Below are 20,429 nucleotides of genomic sequence, written 5' to 3' on the forward strand. Positions count from 1 at the left end.
GCGCATGCCGATCCGCAGACCCGAGCGCCCACTGCTGGCGAACGACGCCGAACGCCTCGTCTGGGAGGCACTCGTCCGGCAGCTCGGCGACGGGGATCTCGTCGCGGCGGGCCTGCGGGTCACCGACCACCTCAAGGACCACGAGATCGACTTCGTCGTCGCGCTCGAGGGCCACGGCATCGTGTGCCTCGAGGTCAAGGGTGGTCAGGTGTGGCACGACGGCTTCCAGTGGGTGCAGGCCCGGCAGGGCAAGGACCGGTCGATCGATCCGGTCCGGCAGGTGCTCCAGTCCTGCTACGCGTTGCGGCGCTACGTCGAGGCCGATCCTCGCTGGACGCAGGGCCGGCTGCGCTGGGACCACTTCGTCGTCCTGCCCCACACCGAGATCCGCGCCGACTTCGCCCTGCCCGAGTGTCCGCGGTGGAAGGTGATCGATCGCAACGACCTCGGCAGCATCGCCGAACGACTGCGGGCGGTGCTCGACAAGCAGGAGCTCGACCGGCCGGCCCTCACCGCCGACGGCGTCGACCGGTTCGCCGAGGTCCTCGCGGGCCGGGGCCTGCCGCAGCGCGACGTGGTCTCGCGCGCCGTCGCCAACGAGGACGCCGCGGACCGGCTCACCGAGCAGCAGGCCGTCATCCTCGACGCGACCCGCCTGCTGACCCGTGTCGAGGTGCGCGGCGGCGCCGGCACGGGGAAGACGTTCCTCGCGCTCGAGCAGGCCCGGCGCCTCGCCGAGCAGCACCAGCGCGTCGCGTTGATCTGCTATTCGCACGGTCTCGCGTCCTACCTGCAGCGGATCACCGCGACGTGGAACCGGAAGAAGCGGCCCGCCTACGTCGGCGAGTTCCACGCCCTCGGCCGGCTGTGGGGTGCGGCCGAAGGCCCCGACGAGGCGCTGCGGACCGCCGACACCGTGCGCTTCTGGGAACACGACCTGCCCGCCCAGATGACGGAACTGGCCCGGTCCCTGCCGGAGGGACAGCGCTTCGACGCGGTCGTCGTCGACGAGGCGCAGGACTTCGCCGACGCCTGGTGGGATCCGATCATGGCCGCCCTGCGCGACGAGGAGACCAGCGGGATCTACGTGTTCACCGACGAAGCGCAGCGGGTGTTCGACCGGGAGGGCCGGCCCCCGGTGCCACTGGTCCCGCTGGTGCTCGACCACAACCTGCGCAACACCCGGCAGATCGCCGGGACCTTCGGTCCGCTCGTCGGGCAGCGCATGCGGCTGCTCGGCGGTGAGGGACCCGACGTGCAGTTCGTCGCGTGCCGCGGCGACGAGGCGCTCGCCGTGGCCGACGACCGGATCGACGCCCTGCTCGACGAGGGCTGGCGGCCCGGCGACGTCGCGCTGCTCGCGACGGGCAGCCGGCACCCGGAGCAGGTGGCGCGGCAGGCCGAGGGCAACGCGGCGTACTGGGACAGCTTCTGGGACACCGAACAGGTCTTCTACGGGCACGTCCTCGGCTTCAAGGGACTCGAGCGCCGGGCGGTGGTGCTCGCGGTGAACGAGACACAGCCGCAGGAGCGTTCCCGGGAGCGGCTGTACGTCGGGCTGTCCCGGGCCCGCGACCAGCTGGTGGTGTGCGGGGACCCGGACTTCGTCCGGCAGGTCGGCGGGCCGGAACTGGCGGCCCGGCTGGGGCTCGGCCGATGAGTCTGCTGCGGGACTGGACCGTGTCGGCGACGGCGGGGGAGTTCGCCGGATTCCTCGTTCCCGCCGTCGTCGGTGCCGTGCTGTTCGACAGTGCCGCGGCATTACCGGCGCTGATGGCCGCCGGTGTCGTCGAGGGGTCGGTGCTGGGCTGGTCGCAGGCGCGGGTGCTGCGACGCCGGCTGCCGGCGATGTCGGTGCGGCGCTGGGTGCTGGGCACGGGCGTCGCCGCGGCGTGCGCCTACCTGCTCGGGATGTCGCCCTCGACGTTCCACGAGACGTGGTCCGCATGGCCGATGGCGCTCCCGATCGCGCTCGGAGTCGTCTTCGGCGTGGCGTTGCTGGCGTCCATCGGATTCGCGCAGTGGCTCGAGCTGCGCCGGCACGTCGCCCGTGCCGGGCGCTGGATCGTGTGGACCGCAGCCGCGTGGCTGGCCGGCCTCACCGTGTTCCTCCTGGTGTGCACCCCGCTGTGGCAACCCGGTCAGCCGTGGTGGCTCGTCGCGGCGATCGGGGTGCTCGGCGGCCTGCTGATGGCGTTCGTGACCGCCCTCGTCACCGGCTACGGCATCCGCCACCTGCTCGCCGCGAAGGATCCTGCTGCGTCCGTCGCGCGCACGTAGCACCATGGAGCCATGACCGACGACGTGCACCTCGAGGAACCGGGTCCCGCCGACGACGCCGTCGCCCGCGCCCTGCGGGCCGCGATCGTCTCGGTGGAGGCGGCCGTCGCGCGGGTGCACGAGCTCTCCGCGGAGATCCTCGAGCTGGTCGGTGCCCCCGACGGTGGGGACGCCGTCGACCATCACAACGCGCTGACCCGGGTGGCGGGGATCCTGGACGGCACCGGCCGGCTGCGCGCTGCAGACTGGGAATCGGTGCGCGGGCTCGGCGACGTCCTCGCCGATCGAGCCGAGCGGCTCCACGCCCACGCCGGACGGCTGCTCGACGGGCTCGCCGTCGACGCACCCGCGCAGGACCGGGTGGCCTGCCTGCAGCAGGCCGTGGCGACCGACCGGCTCGGGGAGACGCTGCAGCTGCTCGTGCTCGTCGAGGACTCGCTGAACCTGTGGCAGCGGCTGCGGCTCGAGCAGGTGCGTACCACCGAACCGGACCGGCTCGAGCACGAACGCGCGACGATCGGCACGTCGCTGGCCGGGCGCGTCGAGCGGGACGTCGCGCTGCTGCTGCGCGCCCGCGCGCGGCTCGCGAGCTACGCGGGCCTCACGCCGTTCGAACTGGTGCGGTGGCTGTCGTCCGCCCGGGTGAAGCGGGACATCGCCCGGTTCCGCACGGACCTGGACGACGTCGCCGCGGCGTTCGGCAGCGCCGCGCAGCGTGCTCTCGAGGCCGAGGACCCGGCGGTGGCCGAGAACCTGGTGGAGCTGGGCAAGCCGGTCCGGGCCGCGGGCGGTGCCCTCGGCGAGAGTGCCCGCACGCTGGGTGACAGTGCCCGCACGCTGGGCGACAGCGCCCGCACCCTGGGCGGCCGGGCGGTCGGGGCGGGCACCACCGGGGTCGGCAAGCTGGGCCGGGGGCTGCACCGGGTCGCCGAGCCCCGCCGGCGGCCGGACGGCGACGTGCCGCTGACGACCGCTCCCGACGCCTGACGGCCCCGGGGCGGACCGCCCATATGATCGATTCATGAGCAGCGATCGGGCGCCGGCCTTCACGATGCGGCAACTGGTCGCCTTCGTCGCCGTCGCCGAGACCGGCACGATCAGCGCGGCGGCCGAACGGTTGCTGGTCTCGCAGTCGGCCGTGTCGCTGGCGGTCACCGAACTCGAGAAGGCCCTCTCGACGCAGCTGTGCGTGCGCCGCCGCGCCCACGGCGTGCAGCTCACGCCGGCCGGGGAGTCGCTCCTGGCCCGGGCGCGGACGCTCCTGCAGCAGGCGAGCGAGATCGAGGACGAGATGCTCGGTTCGGGCGGCGAGCTCGCCGGCCGTCTCGCCATCGGGTGCTACACGACGGTCGGGCCGACGATCCTGCCGCCGATGCTGTCCGAGTTCACCGACCTGCATCCGCGGGTGTCACTCGAGTTCCGGGAGGCGATGGCCGACGAGCTGGCCGAGCGCCTCGAAGGCGGGGCGCTGGACGCGGTGATCACCTACGACCTCGAGCTGCCGCCGACCTGGCGTACCGCCACGCTGATGACGAGACGCCCGGCCCTGGTCGTCGCGGCGGGCCATCGGCTGGCGGCGACACCCGGCCCGGTGGAGCTGGCGGCGGTGCGGGACGAACCGATGGTGCTGCTCGACGCGGCCCCGGCATCGACCCACGCGCTGCAGGTGTGCGCACGGGCCGGGTTCACGCCCCGGATCGAGTACCGGTCGGCGAACTACGAGACCGTGCGGGCGTACGTCGGCCGGGGCCTGGGCTGGACGATCATGCTGCACCAGCCGCAGGTCAACCGCACCTACGGGGGCCTGAAGATCGTGTTGCTGCCGATCGACGTACCGGCGCTCGATCCGGTGCGGCTGGTCATCGCGTGGCGCCCCGACGTGATCCTGAGCCGTGTGGTGCGCGAGTTCATCTCCTTCGCCACGGTCCGGGTGCCACAGTTGTAGGCGGTGTCTCCTTTGGGCTGCCAGGGCCGCCCGAAAGACACACCACACATTTACTCATAACCATCAACACATTCTTGTTCTTTTCTGGGGTTGTGACTGCGGACATACTGGGTTCCGACGCGCTGATCGGCAGCGCGCGGCCCGGGTGTTCTTCCCGGCGCCGACGACAAGCGCTGATTCACAACCACTTCGAGGAGATCGATCATGTCTGCCACGGACGCCCTGCACCCGCCGGTTCTCTTCGCGCCGGAATACGAGGAGTTCGCCCAGTGGGTCCGAGAGTTCGCGGCACCGCACGCCGAGAGCTACCTCGAACGCGCCCACCGCGAGGAGTTCCCGTGGGATCTCGCCGAGAAGATGGCCGCGCAGGGCCTTCTCGGGCTCGGCGTCTCCGAGGAGAACGGCGGCCAGGGCCGCATCGGCGAGGTGCTCACCAAGACCCACCTCGGCATCGCCCACGAGGAACTGGCCTACTCGAACTTCTACCTCACCCAGCTCGCCTACACGAACAACCTCACCGGCCCGCTGCTCGAACGCTTCCTCGCCCCCGAGGTCGCGAAGGACTGGGTGCGCGGCATCGTCGAGGGCCGCCACGTCGTCGCCCTCGGCCTGACCGAGCCGGGCAGCGGCTCGGACGCGATGGCCATGCGCGCCAAGGCAGAGAAGGTCGACGGCGGCTGGAAGCTCAACGGCGAGAAGACGTCCATCACCTTCGCTCCGCACGCCAAGGCGATGATCACGTTCGTCAAGGCCCGCGGCGCCACCCCGGAGGAATCCGGCGTCACCGCCTTCCTCGTGCCCCTCGACGCCGAGGGTGTGAGCATGCAGAAGTTCCCGGACGCCGGCTGGAAGCCGCTCGGCCGGGCCGGGGTGTTCCTCGACGACGTGTTCGTCCCGGACGAGTACGTCATCGGTGGTGTCGGCAACGGATTCCGGCTCGTCATGAGCGAATTCGACTACACCCGCTCGGTCATCGGCCTGATGTCGACCGGCGTCGCCCGCAAGGCCCTCGACATCACCATCGACTACGTCAAGTCCCGCAAGGCATTCGGTAGGCCGGTCTCCTCGTTCCAGGGGGTGTCCTTCCCGATCGCCGAGAACGCCACCAAGCTCGAGGCGGCCCGCTGGCTCACCTACCGCGCCCTCTCCCTCGCCGACGCCGGCAAGCCCTTCACCAAGGAGGCCGCGATGACCAAGCTCTACGCCACCGAGGTCTCGCTGCAGACCATCCGGGACTGCATCGTCGCCCACGGCCACAGCGGCTTCGCCGAGGAACTGCCGCTGCAGGCCATGCTGCGCGACGTCTCCGGCCTCGAGATCGGCGAGGGCACCCCGCAGATCCAGAAGGTCGTCATCGGCCGCGCGCTGCTCGGGCGGGAGGCCACCGCATGAACACCACTGCCCGCCGCGCCCTCGACGGGGTGCGGGTCGTCGACCTCACCCAGGCCCTCGCCGGGCCGTTCTGCACGTCGCTGCTCGCCGACCAGGGCGCCGACGTGATCAAGGTGGAGCCGCCGCGCGGCGACTTCCTCCGCTACGCCGGCCCGTTCGCCTCCGACGACGAACCCCGCGACTACGGCGGGGTGTTCCAGTCGGCCAATCGCAACAAGCGGTCGCTCGTGCTGGACCTGAAGAAGCCCGAGGCCCGCGACGTACTGCTGCGCCTGATCGACGACGCCGACATCGTCGTCGAGAACTTCACCGCCGGCGTCATGGACCGCTTCGGTCTCGACTACGACACCCTCGCGGCCCGCAATCCCCGCCTGGTCTACGCCTCGATTCGCGGCTTCGGCGACAAGACGGGCGGGCACAGCCCCTACCGGGACTGGCCGGCCTTCGACATCGTCGCGCAGGCCATGGGCGGTCTGATGTCCATCACCGGGACCGACGCCGCGCACCCCGTCCGGGTGGGATCCGGTGTGGGAGATACCGTTCCGGGATTGTTCGCCGCGTTCGGCATCCTCGCCGCGCTGCGGGACGCCGAGCGCACCGGGCAGGGCCAGTACGTCGACGTCGCCATGGCCGACGCCGTGCTCGCGATCTCCGAGGTCGTGGTCAACACCTACGGCCACACCGGTCAGGTCCCCGGGCCGCTCGGCAACCAGCTGCAGGGATTCGCGCCGTTCGACACGGTGCAGGCGAAGGACGGCGTCGTCGCGCTCGGCGCCCCGCACAATCCGCAGTGGGCCAAGCTCGCCGCCGTCATGGGTCAGCCGGAACTCGTCGACGACCCCCGGTTCGCCACGGACCACGACCGGTGGCTCAACCGCGACGCCGTCTACGAGGTGGTCAACGCCTGGACCCGCACCCACACCGTCGCCGAACTCGTCGAGTTGCTCGGCGGCAAGGTGCCGCTCGGCCCGATCCTCGACGCCGCGGACATCTTCGCGGACCCCCACTTCCGGGCCCGCGACATGCTGCCGACCGTCACGCACCCGCACGACGGCCGCGCGGTCACCGTCCCCGGCATCCCTGCCAAGCTCTCCCACACCCCGGGCACGATCGAGCGCCGCGCTCCGCTCGTCGGCGAGCACACCGTCGAGATCCTCCGCGAGGCCGGCCTCGACACCGCAGAACTCACGGCTCTGGCCGACGCCGGCGCCACCGTCATTCCTTCGTCTGCTCAGGAGCACGTCGCATGATCATCACCAAGGTCGAACTGATCCCGGTCTCCACCCCGCTCGTCAAGCCGTTCATCATGCCGGGAACCCGGATCACCCACATCCATTCCGTCGTGCTGAAGCTGCACACCGACGAGGGAATCGTCGGCTACGGCGACAGCGGCGACACCTCCACCTGGTACCGGGGGGAGACCCAGGAGTCGATGACGGCGATGATCGCGAACCACATCGCCCCGGCATTCCTGATCGGCCAGGATCCGCTCAACATCGAGAAGATCGTCGGGCAGATGGACACGTTCGTCCGCGACAACAACCAGGCCAAGGCGCTCGTCGACTTCGCGCTGCACGACCTCAAGGGCAAGGCGCTGGGCGTACCGGTGTACCAGCTGCTCGGCGGCAAGAACGCCGAGGCTTCCGTGCAGGGCTGGGTCGCGTCCGCCGGACCGGTCGACCAGGTGGTCGCCGAGGCCGTCCAGGCCCACGAGAACGGCTTCTGCCTGATCAAGCTCAAGTCCGACGGCAACTCCGACCACGACGTGGACAACGTCCGCGAGGTCCGGGCCGCACTCGGTGACTCGGCGCGGATCGTGGTCGACGCCAACGGCTTCTGGAACTACGACCAGGCCCTGAAGACGATGCGCCGGCTCGACCGGTACGGCATGGAGTGCATCGAGCAGCCCGTCCCGCACTGGGACATCGAGGGCATGGCGCGCCTGCGCACCCGCATCGACACGCCGATCTTCGCCGACGAGTCCGCGCAGGAGCTGCACAACATCCGGGAGATCATCGAACGTCGCGCGGCCGACGGGTTGTTCATCAAGATGCAGAAGGCCGGCGGCCTGCTCAAGGCGCAGCGCTGGCTGACGATGGCCCGCCTCGCCGACATGGCCGTCATGAGCGGGTGCATGATCGGCTCGGGCCTCGAGGCCAGTCCCTCGGCGCACCTGATGATCGCCAACAACTGGGCCTCGCAGTTCACCCACGAGAATCTCGGTCCGCTGATCATCAACAACCAGTGGGAGAACGCCGAGCAGACGATCACGCAGGACATCGCCCTGAACGTCCCGGTCTTCTCCGACGGCAAGCTCTACCCGAACGAGGGGCCGGGCTTCGGGATCGAACTCAACGAGGAGTTCATCGCCGCCCACATCACCGAGGGCAAGCAGACCGTCACCGTCGGCGAACTCGTCGGAGTCTAGACGGTAACGAACCCCTGGCCGGCGGCCGTGTCGTGTGCCGCCGGCCGCACCCTCACCTGCAGGAGTAGATCACGATGACCGAATCTCGGCAGGGCCCGCTGGCCGGACTGAAGGTCGTGGAACTGGCGGGACTCGGTCCCGCGCCGTTCGCCGCGATGTTCCTCGCCGACCAGGGCGCCGACGTCGTGCGCGTCGAACGCACCGGCGCCGGGTTCACCATGCCCATCGACCCGCGGCTGGACACCCTCCAGCGCGGCAAACGGATGATCGCCGCCGACCTGAAGGACCCCGACGGGCTCGCCACCGTGCTCGCGCTGGCCGAGAAGGCCGACGTGCTGATCGAGGGCTACCGGCCCGGCGTCACCGAGCGCCTGGGTCTGGGCCCCGAGGACTGCTGGGCGCGCAACCCGAAACTGGTCTACGGCCGGATGACCGGCTGGGGGCAGGACGGGCCCCTCGCGCAGCGTGCCGGGCACGACCCCACCTATCAGGCCCTGGTCGGATCGCTGCACGCGATCGGCCGGGCCGGGGGACCGCCACAGCTGCCCCTCAGTCTGGTCGGCGATTTCGGCGGCGGCGCAATGTATCTCGTGTCCGGCATTCTCGCCGCCCTGTGGGAGGTGCAGCGCTCCGGGCGCGGTCAGGTCGTCGATGCCGCGATCGTCGACGGCGTCGCACACCTGATGGCCAACCCGTACTCGATGCTCGCCGGCGGCGCATGGAACGACGAGCGCGGCACCAATCTCATCGACTCCGGGGCACCGTTCGTCGACGTGTACGAGACCTCCGACGGGCGGCACGTCGCGGTCGCGGCCCTCGAACCGCCGTTCTACGCGCGGCTTCTCGCGGGCCTCGGCCTCGACGCGGACGGTGCGCTGCCGGGGCAGTGGGACCGCCGGCGCTGGCCGGAGCTGCGCGCGCGGATCGCCGGCGTGTTCGCCACCCGCCCCCGCGACGAGTGGGCGGCGATCTTCCGGGACACCGATGCGTGTGTCGCGCCGATCCTCTCGATGACCGAGGCGCCCGCGGACGCACACCTCACCGCCCGGGGCACCTTCCTGTACCGGGACGGTCACCCCGAACCTGCGCCCGCGCCCCGCTTCTCGCGTACACCGGCGGGCCGGCCCACGGCCCCGCCCGTGCCCGGGCAGGACGATCCGGATGAGATCCTGCGCACCTGGGGCGTTCTCGACCCGGCCGTGCCGAGTTCCTGACCTGCCTACTCGGCCGATCCGAGGGCGGCGACCGGCTCCGGTGCCGCCCGCGGTCCCGCATGTCGCCGTTGTTGAGCAGACCTGGGGAATATCACCGGCTAATTCTGCTTTTCACGTCAATGTGACGTGACCCATACTTCAGGGGCCGAACGGAGAGCTCGCTCCACCGAGCGAGCGCCCAGCCCGCACCGTGCGGCCCGCACTGTCCGGCCGTCTCGGCCGTCCCTTCACCCGCAATCGCGCCCGCCGCGTCCCGCGTCGCCCGCCGGCCGGTCCGGCACCCGTACACAAGGAGTTCGTGATGGCCCTTCTCGACGAATCCATCTGGCAGGGAAAAATCTTCACCGGGGACTGGACCCCCGGCGGGGGCGGTGAGATCAAGGTCGTCGAACCGGCGACCGGCGCGACGCTCGGCAGCGCCGGCCTCGCCGACGAGGGGGACCTCGAGCGCGCGGTCGACCGTGCCGTCGCGGCCCAGCGCGACTGGGCGGCCCGCCCGCACACCGAGCGTGCCGCGGTCATGCGCCGGGCCGGCGTCCTGTGGCAGCAGCACGCCGACGAGATCGAGCGCTGGATCATGCGCGAGTCCGGCTCCCTGCGTCCCAAGGCGCAGCTCGAGACGCACGTCGCGGCGCAGGAGTGCTACGAGGGTGCGGCCCTGCCCTCCCATGCGCTCGGCGAGATCCTGCCCAGCGAGGCACCGCGTCTGAGCATGTCGAAGCGGGTCCCCGTCGGGGTCGTCGGTGTCATCGCGCCGTTCAACTTCCCGTTGATCCTCGCGATCCGTTCCGTCGCGCCGGCGCTGGCCCTCGGCAACGCCGTGATCCTCAAGCCCGACCCGCGTACCGCGGTCTGCGGCGGCGTGGCGCTCGCCCGCATCTTCGAGCAGGCGGGCCTGCCGGCCGGGGTGCTGTCCGTGCTGCCCGCCGGCGCCGACGTCGGCGCCGCGCTCGTCGACGACCCGCGGGTGCCGGTGATCTCCTTCACCGGTTCCACCCCGGCCGGCCGGGCCGTCGGTGCCGCCGCCTCCCGCAACCTCAAGAAGGTCCACCTCGAACTCGGCGGCAACTCCGCGATCGTCGTGCTCGACGACGCCGACCTCGCCGCCACCGTCTCGGCCGGTGCCGCCGGATCCTTCCTGCACCAGGGCCAGGTGTGCATGACCACCGGCCGGCACATCGTGCACGAGTCCGTCTACGACGAGTACGTCGCCCAGCTCGCCGCCAAGGCCGAGGCACTGCCCGTCGGCGACCCCGTCACCGAGCAGGTCGCGCTCGGGCCGATCATCGACCAGGGTCAGCTCGAGAAGATTCATGCCCTGGTCACCGCGTCGGTCGATGCCGGCGCCCGGCTCGTCGCCGGCGGCACCTACGAGGGCCTGTTCTACCGGCCCACCGTCCTCGCCGACGTCCCGGCCGGTGCGCCCGCCTACGCCCAAGAGGTGTTCGGGCCCGTCGCTCCGGTCGTGAAGTTCTCGACCCTCGACGAGGCGGTGGCGCTGGCCACCGACACCGACTACGGGCTCTCGCTCGGCATCTTCACCCGCGACGTCGGCAAGGGTCTCGCGCTCGCGGACCGGATCCCCACCGGCATCGCCCACATCAACGACCAGACCGTCGGCGACGAGGCCAACATCCCGTTCGGCGGTCTCGGCGCCTCCGGCAACGGTGCCCGCTTCGGCGGTGCCGCCAACAGCATCGAAGCGTTCACCGAGTCGCGCTGGATCACCGTCAGCCGCGACGTGCCCGCTTACCCCTTCTGAGCGGCACCGCCGACCGGATCTAGCATCGTCCTCGCAAAGTAAGGACCCACCATGACCCTCGCTGACCCAGAACGCACGGCCGTCGCCGCACCGGCGGAGCGGAACAAGGACATCCGTCGCGTCGTCTTCTCGAGCTACCTCGGGAGCACCGTCGAGTTCTACGACTTCATCCTCTACGCGACCGCCTCCGCGCTCGTGTTCGGTCCGGTGTTCTTCGCGAACCTGAGCCCCGGCCTCGCGCTGATCGCCTCGTATGCGACGTTCGCCATCGGCTACCTGTCCCGTCCGCTCGGCGGCATCGTCTTCGGCCACTTCGGCGACCGCGTCGGCCGCAAGAAGATGCTCATGCTGTCGATGACGATCATGGGCGTCGCCTCGTTCCTCATCGGCCTCGTCCCGGCGATCCCCACCTGGGGCGCGGTGATGCTGATCCTGCTGCGCGCCGTGCAGGGCATCGCGATCGGCGGCGAGTGGGGCGGGGCGGCCCTGATGTCGCTCGAACACGTCAAGGGCCGCAACCGCGGTTTCGCGGCGGCGTTCACCAACGCCGGCGGACCCACCGGCGCCGTGCTCGGCACGGTCGCCCTCTCGCTCGCCGCCCAGCTGCCGGAGGACGACTTCCTCTCGTGGGGCTGGCGCATCCCGTTCCTGTTCTCCGCGGTCCTGCTCGCTGTCGGCCTGTTCGTCCGGGCCCGGATCGCCGAAAGCCCGGTCTTCGAGGAGGCCCTGCGCGCCGCCGAGGAGAAGAAGTCCCACACCAAGGAACCCATCCCGCTGCTGACGATCGTGCGGGCCCCCCGCACCCTGATCCTCGCGGGACTGGTGTGCACCGCGCCCTTCGTGATCCAGGCATTGTTCTCGACGTTCGTGATCAGCTACGCCGCCGAGAACGGCGTGTCGCGCTCGGCCGGCCTCAACGCCTTCGCGATCTGCCAGTTCGTCGCGATCTTCGGCATCCTCGGCGCCGCCCGGCTGTCGGACACCTACGGGCGCAAGCCCGTCATGATGACCGGCTTCGTCGGCATGGTCGTCCTGGCGTGGCCGCTGTTCCAGCTCGCCTCGTCCGGCAACTTCCTGCTGGTCGTGCTGGCCTTCGTGATCGCCTGCTCGGTCCTGCAGTCGCTGACGTTCGGTCCCATGCCGGCGTTCCTCGCCGAGCAGTTCGGCACCCGCGCCCGCTACACCGGCGCGTCGCTCGGCTACCAGATCGGCAGCCTGCTCGGCGCCGGCTTCACCCCGGTCATCGTCGCCGCGCTGTACGCCGGTTCCGGCTCCATCGGCAGCGTGATCGTCTATCTGGTCGCCGGGTGCGCCCTCAGCGCCGTGGTCCTGGCCCTGTTCGTCAAGGAGAGCAAGGACGTCGACCTGAGCGCCTGATCCGCGTCACCCGGGGCCGGGCACCGCACCGGTGCCCGGCCCCGCCGCGCGTAGTCGAGGTCGGGATGTCGCGCTGCTGGTGCTGCGCGCCCGCCGGACCGGCGCGGACCCGGGGAGCGGGAGGTTGCCGCGACCACCGGGCGGTCGCTGCGCCATCCGTCGAGTGGCACCGGCGACAACCTCCCGCTGGGGACGAAAGGCTCCCGCTCGATACCGTTGCCTGCATGACCCGGCCCGACGCGGTTCCCACCTTCACCATGCGTCAGCTGGCGGCGTTCGTCGCCGTCGCCGAGACGGGAACGATCAGCGGCGCCGCCGAGCGGCTGCACCTGTCGCAGTCCGCGCTGTCCGCGGCACTCACCGACCTCGAGAAGTCGCTCCAGACGCAGCTGGCCGTGCGACGGCGGGCGCGGGGCGTGCAGCTGACGGCGATGGGGGAGGCGGTGCTCGCCCGCGCCCGCGTGCTGCTGCACCAGGCGGGCGAACTGCAGGCGGACGCGGTGGGCGCGGGCGGCGGTGTGGCCGGACCCGTCGCCATCGGGTGCTATCCCGCCCTCGGACCGACGGTGCTGCCCGCGCTGCTCGCCGGATTCACCCAGCGCTTCCCGCGGGCGCGGGTCGAGTTCCGGGAGGACACCCAGAACCGGTTGCGCACCCAGCTCGACAACGGCGAACTCGACCTCGCGATCGTCTACGACCTCGAACTGTCCGCGGAATGGCGCAAGGCGACCCTGATGACGCGCGAGCCGACGGTGCTGCTCGGCTCCGACCACCGTCTCGCCGGCGGGGACGGTCCGGTGCGGCTGGCCGATCTGCGTGACGACCCGATGGTGCTGCTCGACGCGCCGCCCAGCAGCAACCACGCGATGGAGGTGTGCCGGGGCGCGGGGTTCGCGCCGCGCGTCGCCTACCGCACCTCCAACTACGAGACGGCGCGAGCCTTCGTCGGCCGTGGACTCGGGTGGACCCTGCTGCTGCAGCGGCCCCCGCTCGACGTGACGTACGAGAATCTTCCGCTCGTCGTCCGGCCGCTCGTCGACCCGGTTCCGGATTCGGTCGACGTGGTCGTCGCGTGGCATCAGGACTCGATGCTCAGCCGGGTGACACGAGCCTTCATTCACTTCGCGTCCACCGGCGGGGCACCGTCCGCGAGGTCCTGACCTGCGACGACCCGGAGTACCACGGATTTTCCGGGGAACCAGCGCGAATAGTTGAGCTTTTCAACGGCTTGTGATGGGGGTCATGCTTGCCGGGTCCGCCGTGACGCGGGCCGCATCGTGAAAGGCAAGCATCCATGACGATCACCGCACCGGCACCCTCGCCGGAGGTACTGCAGCGCAAGGCCCGCAAGGCCGCGCTCGGCAGCTTCGTCGGCACCGCGATCGAGTGGTACGACTTCTTCATCTACGGCACCGCCGCGGCCCTCGTGCTCGGGCCGCAGTTCTTCCCCGGAACCTCCGAACTGGCCGGCACCCTCGCCGCCTTCGCGACCCTCGCCGTCGGCTTCGTGGCCCGGCCCATCGGCGGCATCGTCATGGGTCACTTCGGCGATCGCGTCGGCCGCAAGTCGATGCTCGTCACCTCGCTGCTGCTGATGGGCTTCGCGACCGTCGCGATCGGCCTGCTGCCCAACTACGCCGCCATCGGCGTCGCCGCCCCGATCCTGCTGGTGGCCCTGCGCTTCGTCCAGGGCCTCGGCGTCGGCGGCGAATGGGGCGGCGCGGTCCTCGTCGCCACCGAGAACGCCCCGCGCGGCAAGCGCGGCCTCTACGGCGCCGCCCCCCAGATCGGCGTCCCCGCGGGCGTCCTCCTCGCCAATCTCGTCTTCCTGCCGCTGACGGCCGTCCTCGACGACGCCGCCTTCGCGGCCTGGGGCTGGCGCGTGCCGTTCCTGCTCAGCGCCGTCCTCGTCGTCGTCGCCCTGTGGATCCGGCTCGGGCTCGAGGAGAGCGCCGACTTCGAGGCCAGCCGCGACGCGGCCGGTGAGGTCAAGCTCCCGCTCGCCGAGGTCCTCGTCAAGCACTGGAAGACCGTGCTGCTCGCCGGCGGCACCTTCGTCGCCACCAACGGCATCGCCTACGCCTACATGGTCTACGTCCTCAAGTACGGCGAAGCGGAGCTGGGCTTCGGCAAGTCGACGATGCTGTTCCTGCTCATCGCCTCGTGCCCGTTCTGGATGGCCGGCATGGCGATCAGCGCCTACAAGTCCGACATCATCGGCCGGCGCCGGGTCTACATCATCAGCTCGAGCGCCCTCGTGATCGTCGCGGCCCTGTTCTTCCCGCTGATGGACACCGCGATGCTGCCCGTGATGCTCGTCGCGATGGTCGCCCTCGGCTTCGTCCTCGGTGCCTGCGCCGGACCCCAGTCCGCCCTGTTCGCCGAGTTGTTCCCCGCCCACATCCGGTACAGCGGCGCGTCGCTCGGCTACCAGATCGGGGCGATCCTCGGCGGCGGCCTCGCCCCCATCGTGGCGACCTCCCTCTTCGCGGCCTTCGGCACCTCGCTCGCCGTCACCGCGTACTTCGTGCTGATCGCGCTCGTCAGCCTGGTCAGCATCCTCCTTCTCCGTCACCCGCACGACCCGGCGGTCGCGGTGGCGCAGTCCCGTCGGTCCGAGCAGGAAGTGGCCTGAGACATGTCGACCTACTACCAGCCCCGCAAGTACCCCGCCTCCGACTTCGCGTCGATGCAACCCGACGCCGAGGCGCTGCCCGTGGTCGTCGTCGGAGCCGGACCCGTCGGCATGGCCGTCGCCCTCGGCCTCGCCCAGCGCGGCATCCCCGTGACGATCCTCGAGGCGGCAGACCAGGTCTCCTTCGGCAGCCGTGCCATCTGCATCTCCCGGCACAGCCTCGAGGCCGCCGCACGTCTCGGCTTCGGCGCCGAGCTGGAGAAGATCGTCCTGCCCTGGGTCGGCGGCCGCAGCTTCTACCGTGACCAGCAGGTGCTGCACTTCCGGATGCCGCAGCGCGAGTTCGACGTGCGACCGCCGATGATCAATGTCTCGCAGTCCGAGTACGAGCAGATCGTCGTCGACACCATCGAGCAGAACCCGCTGATCACCCTGCACTGGCAGGCGAGCATCGCCGGCATCCTGCGCGACGACGACCAGGTGACCCTGGAGGTCGACACCGCCTTCGGCAAGCGCCACCTGCGGGCCGCATGGGTCGTCGCCGCCGACGGCGGCCGCAGCCGCATGCGTGAGCTCGCCGGTCTGCGACTCGAGGGCACCAACTACGAGGGCCGCTACGTCATCGCCGACATCCACTGGGAGTCGGAGCTGCCCGCCGAGCGGATGGTCTGGTTCGATCCGCCCAGCAACCCCGGCTCGACGATCATCATGCACAAGCAGCCGAAGAACATCTGGCGCATCGACTACCAGCTCGATCCGTCCGAGGACGCGGAGATCGAGACCCGCGAGGACGCCATCCGGGCCCGCATCACCAAGCACCTGGACTGGCTGCAGAACGACCTGCCCTGGACGCTCGAGTGGCACGGGTTCTACAGCGCCCGCGCCCTCGCGCTGCGCGAGTTCACCCACGACCGCCTCCTCTTCGCCGGCGACGCCGCGCACCTCGTGCCGATCTTCGGCGTGCGCGGCCTGAACTCCGGCATGGAGGACGCCGAGACCCTGGCCTGGCAGCTCGCCGCCGTCGTCCACGGCAACGCCGACCGCGCGCTGCTGCAGGCGTACTCGATCGAACGACACGACGCGTGGGAGCAGAACGTCGCCAACGCCGGTAAGTCCACGCTCATCATGTCCCCGGGCACCCACGGCTACCGCACCACCCGCGATGCCGTGCTCGCGCTCGCCGTGAACCGCCCCGAATTCGGGGAACTGATCAACCCGCGCCAGTCCAGCGCCACCCACGCCCGCCTGTCGCCGCTGACCTGGCCGGTCGCGGAAGGCCTGACCGGGGTCCTGCCCGGCGACCCCGTCGAGGACCGCCGCGTGCGGGTCGCCACCGCCGGCGGCGGCACCGAGTCGTCGCTCAACGCGGTGCGCGGCAACGGCTTCGCCGTCGTGGGCTTCGGTCTCGACGCCGCCGGCAGCGCCGCGCTCGCGGCGGCCACGGCCGACCTCGCCGCCGCGCTGGCGCCGGAGAGCGTGCGTGCCGTCGTCGTCGGTGCCGATAGTTCCGGTGCCGACGGTTCCGATGATGTCACGGTGCTCGACGCGCCCGACCTGGCCGAGGCGCTGGGCGCCACCCCGGGCGAGGCCTTCGTGATCCGGCCCGACGGGCTGCTGCTGTGCCGGGTGCCGGTCGGCGCCCTGTCCGGTGTCGCCGCCGCACTCCGCGCCGGCACGGCCCCCGAGGGGCCGGCGGTCCCCGCGCGCCCGGCACAGATCCTCACCGAGGACGAGCAGCGTCGTGAGAACGTCTGGCTCGGCCTGTCCGACGCGCTCGACCAGGTCGATCCGTCCGACCGGGAAGGATTTTTGGTGCGGCTCGCGCTGCAGCTCGGGTCGCAGGCCGGTCACCGCGAGTTCGAAGAAGCCATCGCAGCGGCGACCGACACGTCGCCGGTGTCCACCCGGGAACTGGCGCCACAGGCCTGATTCCGGCCGGCGACGGCGCCGGCGCCCGGCGATCCCGGGCGTCGGCGCCGTCGTGTCTCTCAGGCACCCACCGAGGCACCGAGCATGGGCCACGCGCGGTGCAGGTCCTCCTGCCAGTAGCCCCACGAATGGGTACCCACGGGCCGGAAGTCGACGGTGGCCGGGATGCCGAGCTCGGCGAGGCGGCGGGCCAGCTGGTGTGTGCACTCGTTGGTGGCGGCCTCGATGATGCCTCCCACGACGACCTGTTCGGCGAGGTTCGCCGGGTCGCCGCCGACGTTCGGGTGATCGAGCCGGTCGTACGGACCGGGCAGCCCGGTGCCGTTGGACAGGTAGATCTGTGTTCCGCGTAGCTTCTCGGCGTTGACGTACGGGTCGTTCGCCACCCACGCGGGATCGCCCTCGGGTCCCCACATGTTGTCGGTGTCGCCTCCGCCGCGCACCTCGACGACGAGCTCGACGTAGGTCCGGCCGGGACGGGTGCTGGTCTGGGCGCAGCCGCTGAACGCGCCGACCCCGCGGTACAGCCCCGGTGCGGACTGCACGAGGCTCAGGACCGACGTTCCCGACATCGACAGTCCCGCAATGGCATTGGCTCCCGTGGTGCCGAGAGCCGCGTCGACGATCGGCGGCAGCTCGCGGGTCAGGAAGGTCGTCCACTTGTTCCGGCCGAGGACGGGGTCGTCCTGCTTCCAGTCGGTGTAGTAGCTGAACGCGCCGTCGAGCGGCAGCACGACGTTGACGTCCTTGTCGGCGAAGAAGTCGGCCACGTCGGTGCGGTCGAGCCAGGTGAGGGTGCCGCCGTCGCCGCCGCCCGCGCCGGCGAGCAGGTAGAGCACCGGGCGTGGGGCGCCGGTGTCCCGCGGCGTCAGCACGGCCACCGGGATCACGCGCTGCATCGACGCCGAATACACGAACAGGGTGCGCTGCCGGGCGCCGTGCTCCTCGACCCGCTGGATGTACGAGCCGCCGGGATCGGGTTGGGCGGCCGCGGGTGCACCGACGACGAGGGCGGCCCCGGCCAGGACGGCCGCCAGCGCCGCGGTCGTTCGCGAGCGGGACGATCGCGCACGGCGCATATGAGTCACCTTCGAGGGTCGGCGGGTCCCGGATCTTCGATGCTGCGACGGGAGAGGGTCCGCACGGGGCGTGTGCGGACCCTCGCTTCTCCGATGATCAACTACCGAGACTGTCCAGCAGTCGCTTCAGGATTTCTCCGAGGTCGAGGGAGCCGAGCAATTCCAGAATTTGCGCTGACATGCGAGTCCTTCCGTTCGATGTGCGGGTGTTCGTTCCCTGTGTAACACGGGGCGTGGGCGTGTCGCAGGCGTACGAAGATACCGATCAACCTGTTTTGGCGATCGTCGTGTATCGCCGCTGTTCAGGGCGTTCCGCCGGTGAAATAGAATTTCTGCCGGACCCGCGCGAAGATGCGCCGGAAAATAGCCGAAATGTGCCTTTCGCGTGAAATACGAGGTCGACCGGAAACGTGATTTTCGGCTACGGCCGGTCGATATTCCGGATGATCCGGGCGGCGAAGGCATCGATGTCGGCCCAGTCCCGGTGATCGCCGTATCGGCCGCCGGCGAGGCGGAACACCACCCGGCCCACGATCCCCGGCCACTGCTCCGGCTCGATCGCGCCCGCGAAGGCCCGGTACTCGCGCACCGTCGCCGTCGCCCGCAGCGTCGCCGCCACCTTCGGTTCCTTCATCTTCGGCCGCACCCAGCCGGCGAGCCGCCCGGAGATCATCGCGCTCGTCGCACCGATGGTCTGCACCGAGAACAACCACGCGGGCTTGCCCGCGAGGTGCGCGCGATGCAGATCCGCGAATCGGGCGGCGGGAGCGAGCCACTGCCCGTTGTGCACCGAGCTGCCGAGCACGACGGCGGCATGGGCCGACGGATCGACCGGCTCGGCGAGATCGTGCAGGTCCGCCTCGTGCCCGGCCTCGGTGAGCCGCTGCGCGATCCGTTCCGCCACGCCGCGCGTCGCCCCGTACGCCGTCGTGTACGCGACCAGTACCTTCACGTGCGCTCCCTCCGCCGGCCTGTCCCGATGATCATCCGGCCACGCCGGACGTGCCGATTATCCGGCCGCGACGGAGGGGGGCTGCCACGTCTCGGGGAAGCCCGGCGTGCCGGGCGTGTCGAGGAAGCTCGACGCGTCCCGCACCCACCGGTCGCCGGTCATCACGCCCAGGTGGCCCACCCCGGGCCGGACGACGGCTCGTCCCCGCGGCACGGCGGCCGCCAGCTCCCGGAACAGGTCGGCGCCGTAGAACCCGTCCCGGTCACCGCCGAGCACCAGCACCGGACACGTCACCTCGGCGAGCCGGGCGGTCACGTCGAACCGGTCCTCGGCGTCGACCACGACGAGGAAATCGTCGTACCCGTGCCGGGCCCCCGACGGCTCGAGCAGCCATCCCAGCACCCACAGCAGCGCGCGCGACCATCGCCGCGCCCCTGTCGTCGCCGCGAGTTCCGCCATCGCCCGCCGCGGGTGCCCCGCCCGCACGGCCGCCGCGGCCCGGCGCTGCACGTCGCGGCCCGGGCCGAGGTGGGCCGCCGAGGCCACGAGCACCAGCCGGCGCACCAGCTCCGGATGGTCGAGAGCCAACTGGAGCGCGACGCTGCCGCCGGTCGAGACGCCGAGCACATCGACCGGACCGGGGAAGCGGCCGGGCATCGCCACCGCGTAGTCGCGGGCGAGATCGGCCATGGTGGTCCCCGGCGGCAGGCCCGGCCGGCGGTTCACCCACCACACCCGCCGCATCGTCGTCCAGGGCGCGATCTGCGCGAGCTGGGTGCGCCGGTCGAAGCCGCGGGGCAGCCGGTGGTGAGTCGACAATCCGGGCATGAACAGCAGGGGCGGTCCCGTCCCGGCGCACAGGTAGGGCATGCCCGGGTCCCAGGTGCCCTCCTGTGCTGCGATCACGCCAGCGCCCGGACGATGCTCCGCGCCCAGTCCTCGATCTCCTGCCAGTCCCGGAAATCTCCTTCGGGCAGCAGCTTCCGGCCGGCCGGAAGCTTGCGCATCACCCGCGCGCCGACCCCGAGCGTCTTCGGGTCCAGCGCGCCGAAGAAGACGTGATGCTCCCGGGATGCGATCGCATCGGTCAGCTCCGGCAGTTCCCGCGGGGCCGCGCTCTCCCGCACGTCCTGTCCCTGCTCGTCGACCTCCTCGGTGCCGAGCGGTCCGCTGGTGAACAGCCAGACCGGGCGGGCGACGAGCCCGTCGCGGTGCTCGCGGACGAACGCGCTCGCCGCTTTCTCCCAGTGCCCCAGGTACGCGGAACTGCCGACGACGCAGGCGTCGTAGTCGTCCACCGAGGTCGCAGCCGGGAGCTGCACCGTGTCCGCCGTGTGCCCCTCTGCCCGGATCACCTCGGCGATCCGCTCCGCGATCCCGGCGGTGGCGCCGTGCCGGCTGGCGTACGCAACGAGAACCTTCATGGTGGTGCCCCT

At 71.2% G+C, this 20,429-nt stretch carries 17 protein-coding genes; 13 read left to right on the forward strand and 4 right to left on the reverse strand.

Annotation, left to right across the window (positions count from 1 at the left end):
- Positions 1 to 4 precede the first annotated feature (4 nt).
- The 13 genes from RR3_RS01530 to RR3_RS01590 all read left to right on the forward strand — a co-directional run bounded on the left by RR3_RS01530 (position 5) and on the right by RR3_RS01590 (position 16,962).
- Positions 5 to 1,660, forward strand: a complete 1,656-nt coding sequence (locus tag RR3_RS01530; protein WP_017681884.1) for an NERD domain-containing protein — start codon at positions 5 to 7, stop codon at positions 1,658 to 1,660.
- On the forward strand, positions 1,657 to 2,280 hold the full coding sequence (locus tag RR3_RS01535; protein ID WP_010592368.1) for a hypothetical protein: 624 nt from the start codon (positions 1,657 to 1,659) through the stop codon (positions 2,278 to 2,280). The genes RR3_RS01530 and RR3_RS01535 overlap by 4 nt, the downstream gene beginning before the upstream one ends.
- 12 nt (positions 2,281 to 2,292) lie before the next feature.
- On the forward strand, positions 2,293 to 3,267 hold the full coding sequence (locus RR3_RS01540; protein ID WP_010592367.1) for a hypothetical protein: 975 nt from the start codon (positions 2,293 to 2,295) through the stop codon (positions 3,265 to 3,267).
- A gap of 34 nt (positions 3,268 to 3,301) precedes the next feature.
- Positions 3,302 to 4,225, forward strand: coding sequence for a LysR substrate-binding domain-containing protein (locus RR3_RS01545; protein WP_010592366.1), 924 nt, complete (start codon positions 3,302 to 3,304; stop codon positions 4,223 to 4,225).
- A gap of 204 nt (positions 4,226 to 4,429) precedes the next feature.
- Entirely contained in the window at positions 4,430 to 5,617 is a 1,188-nt protein-coding gene (locus RR3_RS01550; protein WP_017681883.1) for an acyl-CoA dehydrogenase family protein, read from the forward strand.
- Complete coding sequence (locus RR3_RS01555) at positions 5,614 to 6,867, forward strand: CaiB/BaiF CoA transferase family protein (RefSeq protein ID WP_010592364.1); 1,254 nt, start codon at positions 5,614 to 5,616, stop codon at positions 6,865 to 6,867. The genes RR3_RS01550 and RR3_RS01555 overlap by 4 nt, the downstream gene beginning before the upstream one ends.
- On the forward strand, positions 6,864 to 8,045 hold the full coding sequence (locus RR3_RS01560) for a mandelate racemase/muconate lactonizing enzyme family protein (protein ID WP_017681882.1): 1,182 nt from the start codon (positions 6,864 to 6,866) through the stop codon (positions 8,043 to 8,045). Before RR3_RS01555 ends, RR3_RS01560 begins: the two co-directional genes overlap by 4 nt.
- Before the next feature lie 74 nt (positions 8,046 to 8,119).
- Positions 8,120 to 9,259 (forward strand): CaiB/BaiF CoA transferase family protein, encoded by a 1,140-nt coding sequence (locus RR3_RS01565; protein ID WP_017681881.1) that lies wholly within the window; start codon positions 8,120 to 8,122, stop codon positions 9,257 to 9,259.
- 301 nt (positions 9,260 to 9,560) lie between these two features.
- Entirely contained in the window at positions 9,561 to 11,021 is a 1,461-nt protein-coding gene (locus tag RR3_RS01570) for a benzaldehyde dehydrogenase (RefSeq protein WP_010592361.1), read from the forward strand.
- 51 nt (positions 11,022 to 11,072) lie between these two features.
- Entirely contained in the window at positions 11,073 to 12,398 is a 1,326-nt protein-coding gene (locus RR3_RS01575) for an MFS transporter (RefSeq protein ID WP_010592360.1), read from the forward strand.
- 224 nt (positions 12,399 to 12,622) lie between these two features.
- Positions 12,623 to 13,558 carry a LysR substrate-binding domain-containing protein gene (locus tag RR3_RS01580; protein ID WP_040275651.1) on the forward strand — a complete coding sequence of 312 codons (936 nt, stop codon included), beginning with the start codon at positions 12,623 to 12,625 and terminating at the stop codon, positions 13,556 to 13,558.
- A 134-nt stretch (positions 13,559 to 13,692) separates the two neighbouring features.
- The gene (locus RR3_RS01585; protein ID WP_017681877.1) at positions 13,693 to 15,033 is read left to right on the forward strand and encodes an MFS transporter; all 1,341 of its coding nucleotides are present in this window, start codon (positions 13,693 to 13,695) and stop codon (positions 15,031 to 15,033) included.
- 3 nt (positions 15,034 to 15,036) lie between these two features.
- Positions 15,037 to 16,962, forward strand: coding sequence for an FAD-dependent monooxygenase (locus RR3_RS01590; RefSeq protein WP_064065902.1), 1,926 nt, complete (start codon positions 15,037 to 15,039; stop codon positions 16,960 to 16,962).
- 59 nt (positions 16,963 to 17,021) lie between these two features.
- On the opposite strand, the gene RR3_RS01595 is transcribed toward RR3_RS01590, so the two are convergent.
- The 4 genes from RR3_RS01595 to RR3_RS01610 form a co-directional block, all read right to left on the reverse strand.
- Positions 17,022 to 18,041, reverse strand: a complete 1,020-nt coding sequence (locus RR3_RS01595; RefSeq protein WP_064065903.1) for an alpha/beta hydrolase — start codon at positions 18,039 to 18,041, stop codon at positions 17,022 to 17,024.
- 421 nt (positions 18,042 to 18,462) lie between these two features.
- Positions 18,463 to 18,993, reverse strand: coding sequence for a flavodoxin domain-containing protein (locus RR3_RS01600; protein WP_017681874.1), 531 nt, complete (start codon positions 18,991 to 18,993; stop codon positions 18,463 to 18,465).
- 57 nt (positions 18,994 to 19,050) lie between these two features.
- Positions 19,051 to 19,899: an alpha/beta fold hydrolase gene (locus RR3_RS01605; RefSeq protein WP_234420171.1), complete on the reverse strand. Its 849-nt coding sequence runs from the start codon at positions 19,897 to 19,899 to the stop codon at positions 19,051 to 19,053.
- Entirely contained in the window at positions 19,896 to 20,417 is a 522-nt protein-coding gene (locus RR3_RS01610) for a flavodoxin domain-containing protein (protein WP_064065904.1), read from the reverse strand. The genes RR3_RS01605 and RR3_RS01610 overlap by 4 nt, the downstream gene beginning before the upstream one ends.
- Positions 20,418 to 20,429 lie beyond the last annotated feature (12 nt).

Source organism: Rhodococcus ruber NBRC 15591, from assembly GCF_001894945.1.
GTDB lineage: Bacteria > Actinomycetota > Actinomycetes > Mycobacteriales > Mycobacteriaceae > Rhodococcus > Rhodococcus ruber.